The sequence below is a fragment of the Goodfellowiella coeruleoviolacea genome, assembly GCF_024171785.1.
Classification (GTDB): Bacteria; Actinomycetota; Actinomycetes; order Mycobacteriales; family Pseudonocardiaceae; genus Goodfellowiella; species Goodfellowiella coeruleoviolacea.
Map to the genome: position 1 here is coordinate 237,518 of NZ_JAMTCK010000010.1, position 13,418 is coordinate 250,935.

The 13,418-nt window shown below is 73.4% G+C and carries 11 protein-coding genes; 5 read left to right on the forward strand and 6 right to left on the reverse strand.

Annotated features, from left to right (window positions below; genetic code table 11):
• Nucleotides 1-57: 57 nt before the first annotated feature.
• Genes LX83_RS22450 through LX83_RS22460 form a run of 3 tightly spaced genes read left to right on the forward strand, consistent with a single transcriptional unit; the run spans nucleotide 58 to nucleotide 3,546 of the window.
• Nucleotides 58-2,028, forward strand: coding sequence for an alpha/beta hydrolase family protein (locus LX83_RS22450; protein ID WP_253774567.1), 1,971 nt, complete (start codon nucleotides 58-60; stop codon nucleotides 2,026-2,028).
• On the forward strand, nucleotides 2,025-2,957 hold the full coding sequence (locus LX83_RS22455; protein ID WP_253774569.1) for a S66 peptidase family protein: 933 nt from the start codon (nucleotides 2,025-2,027) through the stop codon (nucleotides 2,955-2,957). The genes LX83_RS22450 and LX83_RS22455 overlap by 4 nt, the downstream gene beginning before the upstream one ends.
• 43 nt (nucleotides 2,958-3,000) lie before the next feature.
• Nucleotides 3,001-3,546 carry a sugar O-acetyltransferase gene (locus tag LX83_RS22460; protein ID WP_301328725.1) on the forward strand — a complete coding sequence of 182 codons (546 nt, stop codon included), beginning with the start codon at nucleotides 3,001-3,003 and terminating at the stop codon, nucleotides 3,544-3,546.
• A 60-nt stretch (nucleotides 3,547-3,606) separates the two neighbouring features.
• Here LX83_RS22460 and LX83_RS38485 read toward each other — a convergent pair whose 3' ends face one another.
• Together LX83_RS38485 and LX83_RS22470 are read right to left on the reverse strand one after the other, a co-directional pair.
• Complete coding sequence (locus LX83_RS38485) at nucleotides 3,607-4,887, reverse strand: GGDEF domain-containing protein (protein WP_253774573.1); 1,281 nt, start codon at nucleotides 4,885-4,887, stop codon at nucleotides 3,607-3,609.
• Between the two features lie 415 nt (nucleotides 4,888-5,302).
• A complete protein-coding gene (locus LX83_RS22470; RefSeq protein WP_253774575.1) occupies nucleotides 5,303-6,559 on the reverse strand; it encodes an MFS transporter in 1,257 nt (418 codons plus the stop codon).
• 704 nt (nucleotides 6,560-7,263) lie between these two features.
• Between LX83_RS22470 and LX83_RS22475 the strand changes: the two genes are divergently transcribed.
• Nucleotides 7,264-8,439, forward strand: coding sequence for a S8 family serine peptidase (locus tag LX83_RS22475; RefSeq protein WP_253774577.1), 1,176 nt, complete (start codon nucleotides 7,264-7,266; stop codon nucleotides 8,437-8,439).
• Nucleotides 8,440-8,479: 40 nt separating this feature from the next.
• The gene (locus tag LX83_RS22480) at nucleotides 8,480-8,947 is read left to right on the forward strand and encodes a GNAT family N-acetyltransferase (RefSeq protein WP_253774579.1); all 468 of its coding nucleotides are present in this window, start codon (nucleotides 8,480-8,482) and stop codon (nucleotides 8,945-8,947) included.
• On the opposite strand, the gene LX83_RS22485 is transcribed toward LX83_RS22480, so the two are convergent.
• The 4 genes from LX83_RS22485 to LX83_RS22500 all read right to left on the reverse strand — a co-directional run bounded on the left by LX83_RS22485 (nucleotide 8,912) and on the right by LX83_RS22500 (nucleotide 13,392).
• Nucleotides 8,912-10,123, reverse strand: a complete 1,212-nt coding sequence (locus LX83_RS22485; protein ID WP_253774581.1) for an acyl-CoA dehydrogenase family protein — start codon at nucleotides 10,121-10,123, stop codon at nucleotides 8,912-8,914. The two genes, LX83_RS22480 and LX83_RS22485, sit on opposite strands and share 36 nt — an antisense overlap.
• 13 nt (nucleotides 10,124-10,136) lie before the next feature.
• Complete coding sequence (locus LX83_RS22490; protein WP_253774583.1) at nucleotides 10,137-11,165, reverse strand: phosphotransferase family protein; 1,029 nt, start codon at nucleotides 11,163-11,165, stop codon at nucleotides 10,137-10,139.
• Nucleotides 11,162-11,824, reverse strand: a complete 663-nt coding sequence (locus tag LX83_RS22495; RefSeq protein ID WP_253774586.1) for an HAD family hydrolase — start codon at nucleotides 11,822-11,824, stop codon at nucleotides 11,162-11,164. Before LX83_RS22495 ends, LX83_RS22490 begins: the two co-directional genes overlap by 4 nt.
• 440 nt (nucleotides 11,825-12,264) lie before the next feature.
• Complete coding sequence (locus LX83_RS22500; RefSeq protein WP_253774587.1) at nucleotides 12,265-13,392, reverse strand: S1 family peptidase; 1,128 nt, start codon at nucleotides 13,390-13,392, stop codon at nucleotides 12,265-12,267.
• Nucleotides 13,393-13,418 lie beyond the last annotated feature (26 nt).

Genomic DNA, 13,418 nt, shown 5'->3' on the forward strand with positions numbered 1-13,418 from the left:
CCGGAACCGTGCCTGACCTGCTCGGCTGGGGTGGTTGGGGCGTATAAGGTCACCGCTGTGGTGAAGATCGCTCCGTACGGAACCTGGGCCTCGCCCATCAGCCCGGCCGACGCCGCCGCTGCTGGCGGTGGGTTGCAGTGGGTCGACCTGCACGACGGGCAGGTCTGGTGGGCCGAGAGTCTGCCCGAGCAGGGGGGTCGGGTCGCGTTGTCGCGGGTCGACGCCGACGGCCGGGTGCGGCAGGTGTTGGGCGCGCCGTGGAACGTGCGCAACCGGGTGCACGAGTACGGCGGCCGGCCGTGGACGGTGGTGCGCACCGGCGCCGGTGACCAGGTGGCCTTCACCCACTGGGACGATCAGCGGGTGTACCTGGTCGCGGCGGACGACCCGGCGGCGGAGCCGGTCCCGATCAGTCCGGAGCCGGCGGTGCGGCACGGGTACCGCTACGCCGATCTCATGCCGGGGCCGGACGGCCAGGTGTGGTGTGTGCGGGAGAGGGTCACCGGGCCGGCCCGCACCGACGTGCGGCGGGAGCTGGTGGCGCTGCCGTGTTCGGGCGCGGCGGCCGTGGACGAGGACGCGGTGCTGGTGCTCACCGCCAGCCACCACTTCATGACCGGTCCCAAGATCAGCCCGGATGGTCGGCACGCGGCCTGGATCGGCTGGAACCACCCGGCGATGCCGTGGGACGGCACCGAGTTGTGTGTGGCCGAGATCGGCGAGGGCGGTGTGTTCGGGCCGCACCGGGTGGTGGCGGGTGGCGCGCGTGAGGCGGTCTGCCAGGTCGAGTGGGACGGGCCGGAGTCGCTGCTGGCGCTGACCGACCCGGACGGTTGGTGGAACCTGTACCGCGTCGGCCTGGACGGGTCCGCCCGCAACCTGGCGCCCTGCCAGGAGGAGTTGGGTGGCCCGATGTGGAAGTTGGGCAACCGGTGGTTCGCCTCGCTGGGGCAGGGCCGGCACGTGGTGTTGCGGGCGGGGCGGTTGGCGGTGCTGGACGAGGCCAGTGCCACGGTCACCGACGTCGCGGTGGATCTGCCGGTGTGGCAGGCGAACCTGGCCGTGGCCGACGGGGTGGTGGTCGGCGCGGCGTCGGGGCCGACCACCGAGGCCGCGGTGGTGCGGCTGGACCTGGCAACGGGTGAGCTGACGGCGTTGACCGGTCAGCCCGCGCACCTGCCGGACCCGGCCTACCTGCCCCTCCCGCAGGAGCGGTGGTTTTCCGGGCCGGACGGCGAGGCCATCCCTGCCTACGTCTATCCCCCGCACAACCCGGACTTCGCCGCCCCCGAGGGGGAACTGCCGCCGTATGTGGTGCACGTGCACGGGGGTCCCACCGGTCGGTGGTCGGCGGTGCTGGATGTGGACGTGGCGTTCTTCACCAGCCGCGGGATCGGGGTGGTCGCGGTGAACTACGGCGGTTCCACCGGGTACGGGCGGGCCTTCCGGGAGCGGTTGCGGGAGCAGTGGGGCGTGGTCGACGTGCGTGACTGCGCGGCGGTGGCCGAGGCGCTGGCCGCGGAGGGCAGCGCCGACCCGCGGCGGCTGGCGGTGCGGGGCGGCAGCGCGGGCGGGTGGACCTCGGCGGCGTCGATGACCTCGGTGCGCACCTACCGGTGCGGCACGATCATGTACCCGATCCTGGATCTGGCCGGGTGGACCGGTGCGGGTGGGGAGACCCACGACTTCGAGTCCCGCTACGTGGAGGGCCTGGTCGGGGTGCTGCCGCAGGCCGCGGCGCGCTACCAGGAGCGCTCCCCCGCGCACCGGGTGGACCAGTTGGCCGGGCCGGTGCTGCTGCTGCAGGGCCTGGAGGACGAGATCTGCCCGCCGGAGCAGGCGGACCGGTTCGTGGCGGCGCTGGCCGGACGGGGCATTCCGCACGCGTACCTGACCTTCGAGGGTGAGCAGCACGGGTTCCGGCGGGCCGAGACGATCCAGGCGGCGCTGGCCGCGGAGCTGTCCTTCTACGGGCAGGTGCTGGGTTTTGAGCCGGCTGATGTGCCGAGGTTGGAGTTGCGGCGATGAGTCTGCGTGCCCGACGCCGCCCGCCCCGGTTACGGCAGGGGGACGTGGTGGCGGTGATCGCCCCGGCCGGGCCGGTGTCGGCGGGGCTGCTGGAGGCCGGGCTGGCCGTGGTGCGGTCCTGGGGGCTGCGGGTGCGGGTGGCCGAGCACGTGCGGGACACCCATCCGCGGCTGCCGTATCTGGCCGGCACTGCCGAGGACCGGGCCGCGGACCTGATGGCGGTGTGGCGGGATCCGACGGTGCGGGCGGTGCTGTGCGCGCGGGGCGGCTACGGCTGCCTGACCATGCTGGACGAGGTGGACTGGGCGGTGATGGCCGAGGGCGAGCCGAAGGTGTTCGCCGGGTCCAGTGACGTCACCGCCCTGCACGACGCGTTCGCCGCGCACCTGGATGTGGCCACGCTCTTCTCCCCCATGCTGGCCACGCCCGCCTTCGTCGACGACGTCCGCGCCCAGGAGCACCTGCGGCGCACCCTGTTCGAGCCGGAGCGCACCCAGGTGCTGGCCCGGGCCGCGGCCGAGCCGCTGGTGGGTGGGCGGGCGCGGGGCGTGACCACGGGCGGCAACGTCAGCCTGGTGGTGTCCGCGCTGGGGGCCCCGGACGCCCCGCCGCCGCCGCGCGGCGGGATCGTGCTGCTGGAGGACGTGACCGAGGAGCCCTACCGGCTGGATCGGATGCTGACCCAGCTGTTGCGGGCCGGCTGGTTCTCCGGTGTCGCCGGGATCGCGCTGGGGTCGTGGACCTCGTGTGGGCCGTTGCCGGAGGTGCTGGCGGTGCTGCGGGAGCGGCTGGGTGGACTGGGGGTGCCGATCGTGTCCGAGTTGGGGTTCGGGCACTGCCGCGCGCAGTTGACTGTGCCGTTGGGGGTGGTCGCGGAGCTGGACGCGGACGCGGGAACCCTGACCCTGGAGCAGCCGGCTTTGGGGTGAGTCGGGAGGGCACGCGATTGGGGTGAGGTGGCTGGTGGGTGAGATGAAGGACCGGATGCTGCGGGGGCAGCTCTACCGGGTGGACGAGGAGTTGGCCGCGGAGTTGCGGCGGTGTGCGCTGCTGGTGGAGCGCTACAACGCCACCAGCACCACGCAGGAGCCGCTGCGGGAGCAGTTGTTGCGGGAGTTGCTGGGGTCGGTGGGGCCGGGGGTGGTGATCCGGCCGCCCTGCTACTTCGACTACGGCTACCAGACCACGATCGGGGCGAACACCTTCGTCAACTTCGGGGCGGTGATCCTGGATGTGGGGCGGGTCAGCATCGGTGCGAACGTGCAGATCGGGCCGAACGTCCAGTTCCTCACGCCGACCCATCCGCTGGACGCGGAGGTGCGGCGCAGCGGCTTGGAGGCCGCCGAGCCCATCACGGTCGGCGATGACGTGTGGCTGGGTGGCGGGGTGGTGTTGTGCCCGGGGGTGTCGGTGGGGTCCCGTTCGGTGATCGGCGCGGGCAGTGTGGTGACCCGGGATGTGCCCGCTGACGTGGTGGCGGTGGGCAATCCGTGCCGGGTGGTGCGGCAGCTGGCCTGACCCCCGGGTCCCGGTACAGCGGTGTCGGCTGGTGCGGGGCCGGGGCCGCGCGTGCTGGGGTCAGGGTGTGGTGGCCAGCGCCTGTGGGGCGGGTGCGGGGTGGGCGACCTCGACGCGGTTGCGGCCGTGGGCTTTGGCCTGGTAGAGGGCGGCGTCCGCGTCGGAGAGCAGGCGGGTCAGGTCCAGGTGGGGGCCGGTGTCGGCGGCCACTCCGATGGAGACGCTGATGACGCGGGTGTCGGCCTCGGGTGGGGTGTTGGTGTCGTCGGGTCTGGGGGCGACCGGTGGGGCTTGTCGTCCGGTGAGGACGGTGGTGTGGCCGCGGCGGGTGGTGACCGGGACGCGCAGGTGGGCGATGCGGGTGCGGACGCGTTCGGCGACCTGGGTGGCGCTGTCGGTGTCGGTGTCGGGTAGCAGCAGCGCGAACTCCTCGCCGCCGAAGCGGCCCACGATGTCGGTGGGGCGGGTGTCGGTGCGCAGCGCGGTGGCGATCTCCCGCAGCACCACGTCGCCGATCAGGTGGCCCCAGCGGTCGTTGATGCCTTTGAACTGGTCGGCGTCGACGATGAGGACGGCGGTGGGGGTCTGGTTGTGGCGGGCTCGGTGGAGTTCCCGGTGGGCGGCGCCCTGCCAGCCGGCGGCGTTGAGCACGCCCGTTTTGACGTCGTGGCGCAGGTGCTCGTTGGTGTGTAGGACGGCGGCGACGATGACCAGGCCGATCGAGACCACGCCGACCACGGCGGGGGCGTTGGCCAGGGTGACCGTGACCAGCACGGCGCCGACGGTGCCGATGGCGGCTTCGGCGTTGTCCTGTCTGCCGCCCAGCATCATCCGGGCGGTGGCTCTGGCTTGTTCCAGGGCGAACGCCGCGCCGATGAGGGCGGCCTGCACGGTGTTGTAGATCAGGCCCACGCCCAGCACCAGCAGCAGTTGGGTGGTGGAGTCCAGCAGGTCCAGCGCGGTCCAGTGGTGGGGGCCGGTGGCGTTCAGGGCGGCGCGGGCGCTGACGGCGGCCAGCAGGATCGCCGAGGTGGAGAAGACGTAGCGCCAGGCGGGTTTGCGGGCGATCGGCCAGCGCTGCCAGCGGATGAGCACGATCACGCCGACCAGCAGGGCTGGGGGCAGCACCAGCAGGGCGGCCACCGACCACAGGCCGCCCAGGTCGATGTGCACGCGGAGGTTGCCGTTCTCGTGGCGGCGGGATTCCTCGTGCCAGCGGCTGCCGGTGACGTGGAGGGTGGCGCAGGCGGCGAGCACGGCGGCGTGCATCCAGTCCTGGGCGCTCACGCTGGGGCCGGTGGCGATCAGGGTGAGCACGGCGGCCAGGGCGACGGCCTCCACGCCGAGCAGGTAGCCGACCAGGGCGCGGGGTTGGTCCCAGAGCGTCCAGGCGCTCGGGCGGCACAGACAACTGCCAAATCGCCGCCACCATCGGGCCAGACGCGCCACACTGTGGGACAGGCAACGCACGGCGCCCGCTGCCCTTACCGTCACCAGGTGCGTGCCGCGCCCTGGGTGAGGCAGGGGGATGTCCGCCAGGTCGGGAGGTGTGGTCTGCGTCGACTTGAACTCGGTGACTGACATACCGGCATCCCCTCATCAGCCGTCTGCGACAGTGAGACGTCATCGCTCACCGGTGATCACGTTTCAGTGCCCGCCCTGACTTCAGGCAGGAGGTGATTGGTTCCCATGGCTACAGTCATGTCCTCCCGCAAGGACACCAGCAAGCGGCCCGATCGGGACTTCTGATCGCTGGTCATGTCCCTACCGCGCCTTCTGGTAGTGGGCTGCGCAGGCAGCGGTGCCAGGACCACGTCAGCGCGACGGCCGCCACGACTCCCACGGTGCCCGCGCTGGCGATGGTCGCTGGTATCGATCCGGTGCCTTCCGCGAGCGCGCCGGCCAGGCCAGCGCCGAGGCCTTGGGCGGCGCGCAGTCCGGTGCGGGCGACGCTGTAGGCGCTGCCCCGGTGGGTGTCCGGGATCAGGGTCATGAAGGTGGAGCCGGCGGTGACCTGGTAGACGGCCGCGCCGCCGGAGATGGCCAGCAGCAGGGCCGCGCCGAGGATGTCGGGGGTCAGGGCGAAGGCGGCGAGCGGGAGCACGGAGGCCACGGCCAGGATCCCGATGAGGCGTTGCCGGCGGGGCAGGGCCAGTCGGTGCAGGGCGAGGGTGAGGGCGGTGTAGGCGGCGGCGTCGGCGGCCAGGACCCAGGCCACTGCTTCGGGGTGGCCGGCCTGGGCGGTGAACGCGGCCATGAGGCCGCCGGCCGCGGCGGGGATTCCCGCGAGCCACATCAGCAGCATCAGGGTGCGGGCCGGGGCGTGGCCGAAGGTGGCGGCCAGGCCGGCGCGCAGGTGGGCGCGGGCGGGTCCGGTGGTGCTGGGTGTGGTGGGTGTGGGGGTGCGGGGTAGGCCGCGGTGCAGCACCAGGCCGGTGGCGGCGAAGGACGCGGCGTCGGCGGCCAGTGCCCAGGACGGGCCGATGGCGGCGACCGCCAGTCCCCCGCCGAGCAGCCCGACCAGGGTGACGGCGTTCATGCTGAGTTGGCGCAGCGTGTGGCCGGCGTGGTAGGCCGGTCCGGGCAGCAGGGTGGGGACGAGCGCGTTCTGCGCGGCGGCGAACGGGCACTGCAGCAGGCTGGTCACGGTGAGCAGGCCGAGCAGGGCCGCGACCGGCAGGGTGGGCAGGGCTGCCAGCAGCGCCAGGGTGGCGGCCTGGGCGGTGGCGCAGGTGACCATCACCGCGCGGCGGTCGAGCCGGTCGGCGATCCAGCCCAGGCTCACGCCGCCGATCAGGGTGGCCAGCAGCGGCGTGGCGTAGGCCAGGGCGGACCACAGCGGGGAGTGGGTGCGCTGGTAGACCACGACCGCCAGGGCGACCTTGGCCAGTTGGTCGCCGGCGAGGTTGACGATCTCGGCCAGCCACAGGACGCGGAAGGCCGGGACGGCCAGTGCGGCGCGCAGGCGTGTCCCCGTGTCGTTGTGGCCGGTCCGTAACGACGAGTTGGGCACACATCACCCCCGGTTGACCGAGCAACCCGGGTGGCGACGTCCCCCGACAACAGCCGATCCGGGCTGAGCACATCCCGGCAGTAACGGTAGGAGTGCGGTCCGGGTCGCGGATCGACTTGGCGGCACTCCACCGTAATGGAGTAGGTCGCCCGGTGGTGTCGTGGTGGCCGGGGGTGGGACACCGTCGGCCGGGGCAACGGGACAGGGGGGGGGTGGGTTGCCCCGGCCGACGGCCACGCGGAGGGTCGGTTCTGGGGGGATGTGTGCCTTCCGCGTGGAACACGCCCGAGACGACCACCGCCCATGCGTAGCTGTGCCGGGGTGTTCACCAGGCAGGATGGCAGACCGGTGGGGGGTGGGTGGTGGCTTTGGCCGGGCCTCACCCGTTCTGCGCACTGGGCGTCACCGAGAGTCGGTGTGCGGCGGGCTGGGTGGGGAGCTGGTGGGTGGGCGGGTGGGCCGGCGGGGACCGCGCGGGCGGGAGGTGGGGTGTGGGCGCTGACGGTGCGTGTGCGTCGACCGGCAGCTCAGGCAGCTCAGGCGGGGTGGTCGGGCCGGGGTGGTCGGGTGGGGTGGGTTCACTCCGCGGCGGGCGGGTGCGACCCGATCGAGGAATTCCCGTGGGCGCGGGTGGTGCCAAAGACTCCGGTGTGGACAGTGTCGCCGGCGTGGCGACCGGCCCCGGACCGGAGGGAGACCCCGCGATGCCCACCACGACCAGGTTGCTGGCGCTCACGGCCGTGTTGGCGCTGTGCGCGCCAGGTGGCTCCGCCGCCGCGGGCCCGCCCGGCGGCGTCCCCGCTGGGGCGGCCGGTGAGCGGGGGTATCTGGTGCGGGTGCGCCCCGAGGTCGCGCCCGAGTCGGTGGCCGGTGTTCTGGGGGTGCGTCCGCGGTTCGTCTACCGCACTGCCCTCACCGGGTTCGCCGCGTCGCTCACGCCCGCGCAGGCCGAGCAGGCGCGGGGCGCGGCGGGGGTGGTGGGGGTGGAACCGGACGCGGTGGTGGGTGTGGCGCAGGCTCCGGCGGCGCGGCGGCGGGTCGGGCCGGCGGTGGCCTCCTGGGGGTTGGATCGCATCGACCAGCGTGACCTGCCGTTGACCGGCACGTTCACCGTCGGCCACGACGGTGCCCCGGTGAGCGTGTACGTCATCGACACCGGGGTCGAGGTCGGGCACGCCGAGTTCGGTGGGCGCGCCGCGGTGGGGGTCGACGTGGTGGGTGACGGGCGTGCGGGTGCTGACTGCCACGGGCATGGCACGCACGTGGCGGGCACGGTCGGGGGTGCCACCGCGGGGGTGGCGCGGCGGGTGCGGGTGGTGGGGGTGCGGGCGTTGGGCTGTGACGGGCGCGGGAGCTGGGCGGGGCTGGTGGCGGCGCTGGACTGGGTGGCCGGGCACGCGGTGGCGCCCGCGGTCGCGGTGGTGGGGGTGGCGGGGGTGCCCGGGTCGGTCGTGGTGGACGCCGCGGCCGACGCGGTGGCCGCGCGCGGGGTGTTCGTGGTCGTGGCCGCGGGTGATGAGGGCACGCCGGCGTGCACGGCCTCGCCGGGCCGGGCCGCGGGTGTGCTCACCGTGGGGTCGACGACGCGTCAGGACGGTGACGCCGAGCAGAGCAACTACGGCGGCTGTGTGCAGCTGTTGGCGCCGGGTGTGCAGATCGTCTCGGCCCGGGTGGGGGGCGGGTTGGGGGTGATGAGTGGGACGGCGGTGGCCGCGGGGCACGTGGCCGGGGTGGCCGCGCTGTACAAGCAGGCTCACGGTGAGGTTGACCAGGCCGGCCTGCGGGCGTGGTTGTTCGACCAGGCCAGTGTCGACCGGATCCGCCATCCCGCGCCGACCGCCGACACCGTGAACCGGCTGCTGCACACCGGTGGCCTGTGAGGCCGGGTCGATTCGGGGGTGGGCGTGTGAGGATGGGTGCGTGGCGATCATCGTGGTGGTGGGTGACTACGAGGTGGACGACGATCCCGGGCGGGTGGACCGGGACGCGGTGTGGGCGTTTCTGTCCGAGCACGCCTACTGGGGCCGGTGGCGGCGGCGCGAGCACGTGGAGCGGCAGCTGGCGGCGGCCTGGCGGGTGGTGGGCGTCTACCACCGGCCCAGTGGCGCGTTGGTCGGGTTCGCGCGGGTGGTCTCCGACGGGGTGGCCCTGGCCTACCTGGCCGACGTGTACGTGGTGCCCGCGCACCGGGGTCAGGGGCTGGGCACGGCGTTGGTGCGGGCCACGGTGGAGCACGGGCCCGGCCGGGAGTTCCGGTGGCTGCTGCACACCGACGACGCGCACGGGCTGTACGCCAAGGTCGGGTTCGCCGCGCCGGACGCGACGCTGTTGGAGCGTCCCGGTCGGCGGGGGTCAGCGGTAGCGGCTGAGTTCCCGGCGGGCCAGTGACATCTGGTGCACCTCGTCGGGGCCGTCGGCGAAGCGCAGGGTGCGGGCCTGGGTCCACAGCTGCGCCAGGGGGAAGTCCTGGCTCAGGCCGGCGGCGCCGTGCGCCTGGATCGCCTTGTCGATCACCCATTCGGCCAGTTCCGGGGTGGCGATCTTGATGGCCTGGATCTCGGTGTGTGCCTGCTTGTTGCCGACCGTGTCCATCAGCCACGCGGTTTTCAGCACCAGCAGCCGGGTCTGTTCGATGCGCACCCGGGCCTGGGCGATCCACTGGCGCACCACGCCCTGGTCGGCCAGGGCGCGCCCGAAGGCGACCCGGTCCAGCACGCGCCGGCACAGCAGTTCCAGGGCGCGTTCGGCCATGCCGATCAGGCGCATGCAGTGGTGGATGCGGCCGGGGCCCAGTCGTGCCTGCGCCAGGGCGAAGCCCTCCCCCGGGCCGCCGATGAGGTGGTCGGCGGGCACGCGCACGTCCCGGAAGTCGATCTCGGCGTGTCCGCCGTGGGGGCCGTCGGTGTAGCCGAACACGCTCAGGCCGCGTCGCACGGTCACGCCCGGGGTGTCCCTGGGGACCAGCAGCATGCTCTGCTGGCGGTGGCGGGGGGCGTCCGGGTCGGTCTTGCCCATGACGACGAACACCGCGCAGCGGGGGCTCATCGCGCCGGTGGACCACCACTTGCGGCCGTTGACCACGTAGTGGTCGCCGTCGCGGTCGATGCGGGTGGCGATGTTGGTGGCGTCGGAGGAGGCCACGTCGGGTTCGGTCATGCAGAACGCGGAGCGGATCTCGCCGTCCAGCAGTGGGCGCAGCCATCGGCGCTGCTGGTCGGGGGTGCCGAAGGCGGCGAGCAGTTCCATGTTGCCGGTGTCGGGTGCGGCGCAGTTGAGTGCTTCGGGGGCCAGGGCGGGACTGCGGCCGGTGATCTCGGCCAGGGGCGCGTACTGCAGGGTGGTCAGTCCGGCGCCGTGGTCGGGGTCGGGCAGGAACAGGTTCCACAGGCCGCGCTGGCGGGCCTTGGCCTTGAGTTCGTCGATGATCGCCGGCCGGTCCCACGGGTCGGCCAGGGCGGCGACCTGCTCGGCGAAGACCGGCTCGGCCGGGTAGATCTCCTCGTCCATGAACGCCAGCAGCTGTTCGCGCAGCTGCTCGGTGCGGGCGTCGAAGGCGAAGTCCATGGCTGGGGCTCCCTTACCGGTCGAGTGTTGTCCGGGCCGCCAGTCCCTGGCGCACCAGGGGCTGGGTGAGCGCGCCGATCCGCTCGAAGCCCTCGCCGACGGTGTGGCCGGTGGTGTAGCGGTAGTGGATGCCCTCGACGATCACGGCCAGCTTGAAGTAGCCGAAGGCCACGTACCAGGGCAGGTCGTGCAGGTCGGTACCGGTGCGGCGGGCGTAGTCGGCGAGCAGGTCCTCGGCGGAGGCGAAGCCGGGCAGCGCGGTGACGCCGTGGGTGATCGGGTCGTCCTCGCCGCCCAGGCCGCTCCAGTAGACGTAGAGCAGTCCCAGGTCGGCCAGGGGGTCGCCGAGGGTGGCCATCTCCCAGTCCAGCACGGCGGTGATGTCGGGGGGTGAGGTGGTGACGAGCACGTTGTCCAGGCGGTAGTCGCCGTGCACGATCGCGCTGGTCGTGCGGGTGGGCAGGTGGCTGCCCAGCCAGTCGTGCAGCTGGTCGATGCCGGGCAGGTCCCGGCTGCGGGAGGCGGCCAGCTGCCGGCCCCAGCGGTGCACCTGGCGGCGCAGGAACCCGTCGGGTCGGCCGAAGTCGTCCAGCCCGACCTGGGCGGGGTCGATGCTGTGCAGGTGGGCCAGGACCTCCACCAGGCGCCGGGACAGGACCGCGGTGTCGTGCGGGCTGAGCGCGCGGCAGTCGGCGGGAGTGCGCAGCGCGGTGCCGGGCACGTGCTCCATGAGGTAGAACGGGGCGCCGAGCACGTCGGGGTCGGGGCACAGCAGTTCCACGCGGGGCACGGGGACGGCGGTGTCGGCCAGGGCGGCGAGGACGCGGTGTTCCCGGCTCATGTCGTGGGCGGTGGCCAGCACGTGGCCCAGTGGGGGGCGGCGCAGCACCCAGTCGTGGTGGCCGTCGCTGAGGTGGTAGGTGAGGTTGGAGCGGCCCCCGGTGATCAGTTCGCCGCGCAGTGGCCCGGCGAGCAGGCCGGGGCGCTGCCGCTGGAGGTAGTCGTGCACGCGCGCCAGGTCCAGGCCGGGCAGGTCGGTCACGGTGCCACCTCCGAGAGGTGCGGGACGAACTGGGCCAGGGCCGCGCGGGTGGTGGCCGCGCTGGTGTGGTGGATGGCGTGCATGCCCACGGCGTGGGCGGCGGCCACGTTGGGTGGGGCGTCGTCGACGAACACGCAGCGCTGGGCGGGCAGGCCGAGGCGGTCCAGCAGGTGGTGGTAGATGCGGGGGTCGGGTTTGCGCAGGCCGACGCGGCCGCTGATGACGACGGTGTCGCACAGTCGGGCCAGCAGGTCCTCGGGGTAGCTCTCCCCCCAGCTGTTGGACAGCAGGCCCACGTGCAGGCCGGCCGCGCGCACGGCGTCGACCAGGTCGATCATGGCGGGGTCGGGTACGGCGGCGGCGAACATCCGGCTGACCAGGCCGGCCGCGGGCACGGGGCGGCCGTCGCGGGTGCGCAGCCGGGCGGCCAGGGCGCGTTCGAACTCGGCGACCGGCAGGGCGCCGATCTCCAACTGGTGCAGCGGGTTGCCCTCGGCGGCGTCGCGGCCCAGCCAGGACCGCATCACGGTGCGGTAGTGGTCGTGGTCGATGTCGTCGGTGTGGATCCAGTGCGCGATGAACTCGGTGACGGTGGTGGTCAGCACCCCGCCGAAGTCGAACACCACCGCGTCGACCTGTCGTTGCCCGTGCTCGTCCACAACCCGACGATACCGACCAGTCGGTATGTCGACAACGGGGTGTGGTCGGATGCGGCCGAGTGGGGCAGTCCGAACTTTTCTCCGAGTTTTTTGTGGTTGGCCGGTATCTGGGGGCCGGCAGGGCGCTCTTGATGGGTGCACAGTCGCTGAGCGCCCGGGGGGCGGGGCTGGGGGAACGGGGGCTGGGGGGCAGGTAGGGGGATGTAGGCGGGTGTCGGTGGGGGCCGACACCCGCCTACCCGTCTTCGGGTCGCGGTCTTTCGGGGCGTGGTCAGTGCGGCCTGCCGCCGATGACCGGCGGTGCGAGCGTGGACGCGCTGCCGTGGGGGCCCGGGCCCGAGCCAGGTGGGCGGGGCCACCCCGGGCGCGCCGCAGTCCCGGGCATGCCGTTGCCCCGCGGACGGCGCGATCCGCGGGGCAACGGGCGTGTGGGAGCGGGGTCAGCCGGTGACCAGGCGCAGCCCGTAGACCGACAGGATCTCGTTGACCGGCTGGTAGTAGGTGGTGCCGCCGGAGCTGCAGTTGCCCGAACCGCCGGAGGTCACCCCCTGGGCCTGCTGGCCGCTGATGTAGGAGCCGCCGGAGTCACCCGGCTCGGCGCAGACGCTGGTCCTGGTCAGGCCGGTGACCGTGCCCTGGGCGTAGTTCACGGTCTGGTTCTTGGCCTGCAGGGTGCCGCAGTGCCAGCCGGTGGTCGACCCGGAGCGGCAGATGGAGGCGCCCACGGCGGCCTCGGTGGAGCCCGCCACGCTCACCGTCGAGCCGCTGTTGCGCACCAGGCCCCGGGGGGTCCAGTTCGAGTTGACCCGGACGTAGGAGTAGTCGTTGCCGGGGAAGGACGACCCGGCGAAGGTGCCCTGGGCGACCCGGTTGGAGCCGGTGGTGCTGGCGCCCGTGGAGCCGCAGTGGCCGGCGCTGACGAAGCCGCCCTGCACGGAGAAGCCCACCGAGCAGCGGGACGAGTTGTTGATGTAGTAGGCGTCGCCGCCGACCACGTCGTAGAGGGTGCGGGGCTGCTCGTCGGACTCGACGACCCGCACCAGGCTGGCGTCCACGCCGGCGGCGGCGACGAAGGCCTGGCCCTGCTGGGCCTGGCCGGGCCGCACGGTGAGCACCACGCTGTTGCTGGTGGTGTCCACGTAGAAGCCGGTCACCGCGGCGGGCAGGGTGGTGGCGTCCAGCGCCGCCTTGGCCGTGTCCAGCGTCTGCTGGCTGTGCGCGACCAGTTCGGGCAGCGCGCCGGCCTGGCGGACGGCCTCGGCCGCGCCGGCCCGGGTCACGCCCACGACCAGCTTGCCGCTGGCCGCGTCGAAGCGCGCACCACCGAAGCTCTCCCCCAGGCTGGCGCGCAGCTGCTGCTCGGTGGTGGCCGCCGCGCTCTCCTGGGCCATGCGAGTGCGGGCCTGGTCGGCGGTCAGGCCCAGGTCGCGCTGCATGGCCGAGAACATCTCCGGGGAGGCCGCCTCGGCGGAGGCGGTGGCCGCCGGGAGACCGAAGGCGGCGGTGGCGCCGACGAGCAGTGTCGCCGCACCCAACAATCGTCCTAAACCGATCTTCGATAATGTCATCGCGTTTTCCCTCGCGCTGTTGGGGC

Bases quoted from the DNA above. Each gene is read 5' to 3' on its own strand.
- LX83_RS22455 (WP_253774569.1), top strand. From the start codon at position 2,025: ATGAGTCTGCGTGCCCGACGCCGCCCGCCCCGGTTACGGCAGGGGGAC.
- LX83_RS22460 (WP_301328725.1), top strand. From the start codon at position 3,001: ATGAAGGACCGGATGCTGCGGGGGCAGCTCTACCGGGTGGACGAGGAG.
- LX83_RS22475 (WP_253774577.1), top strand. From the start codon at position 7,264: ATGCCCACCACGACCAGGTTGCTGGCGCTCACGGCCGTGTTGGCGCTG.
- LX83_RS22485 (WP_253774581.1), bottom strand. From the start codon at position 10,123: ATGGACTTCGCCTTCGACGCCCGCACCGAGCAGCTGCGCGAACAGCTG.
- LX83_RS22500 (WP_253774587.1), bottom strand. From the start codon at position 13,392: ATGACATTATCGAAGATCGGTTTAGGACGATTGTTGGGTGCGGCGACA.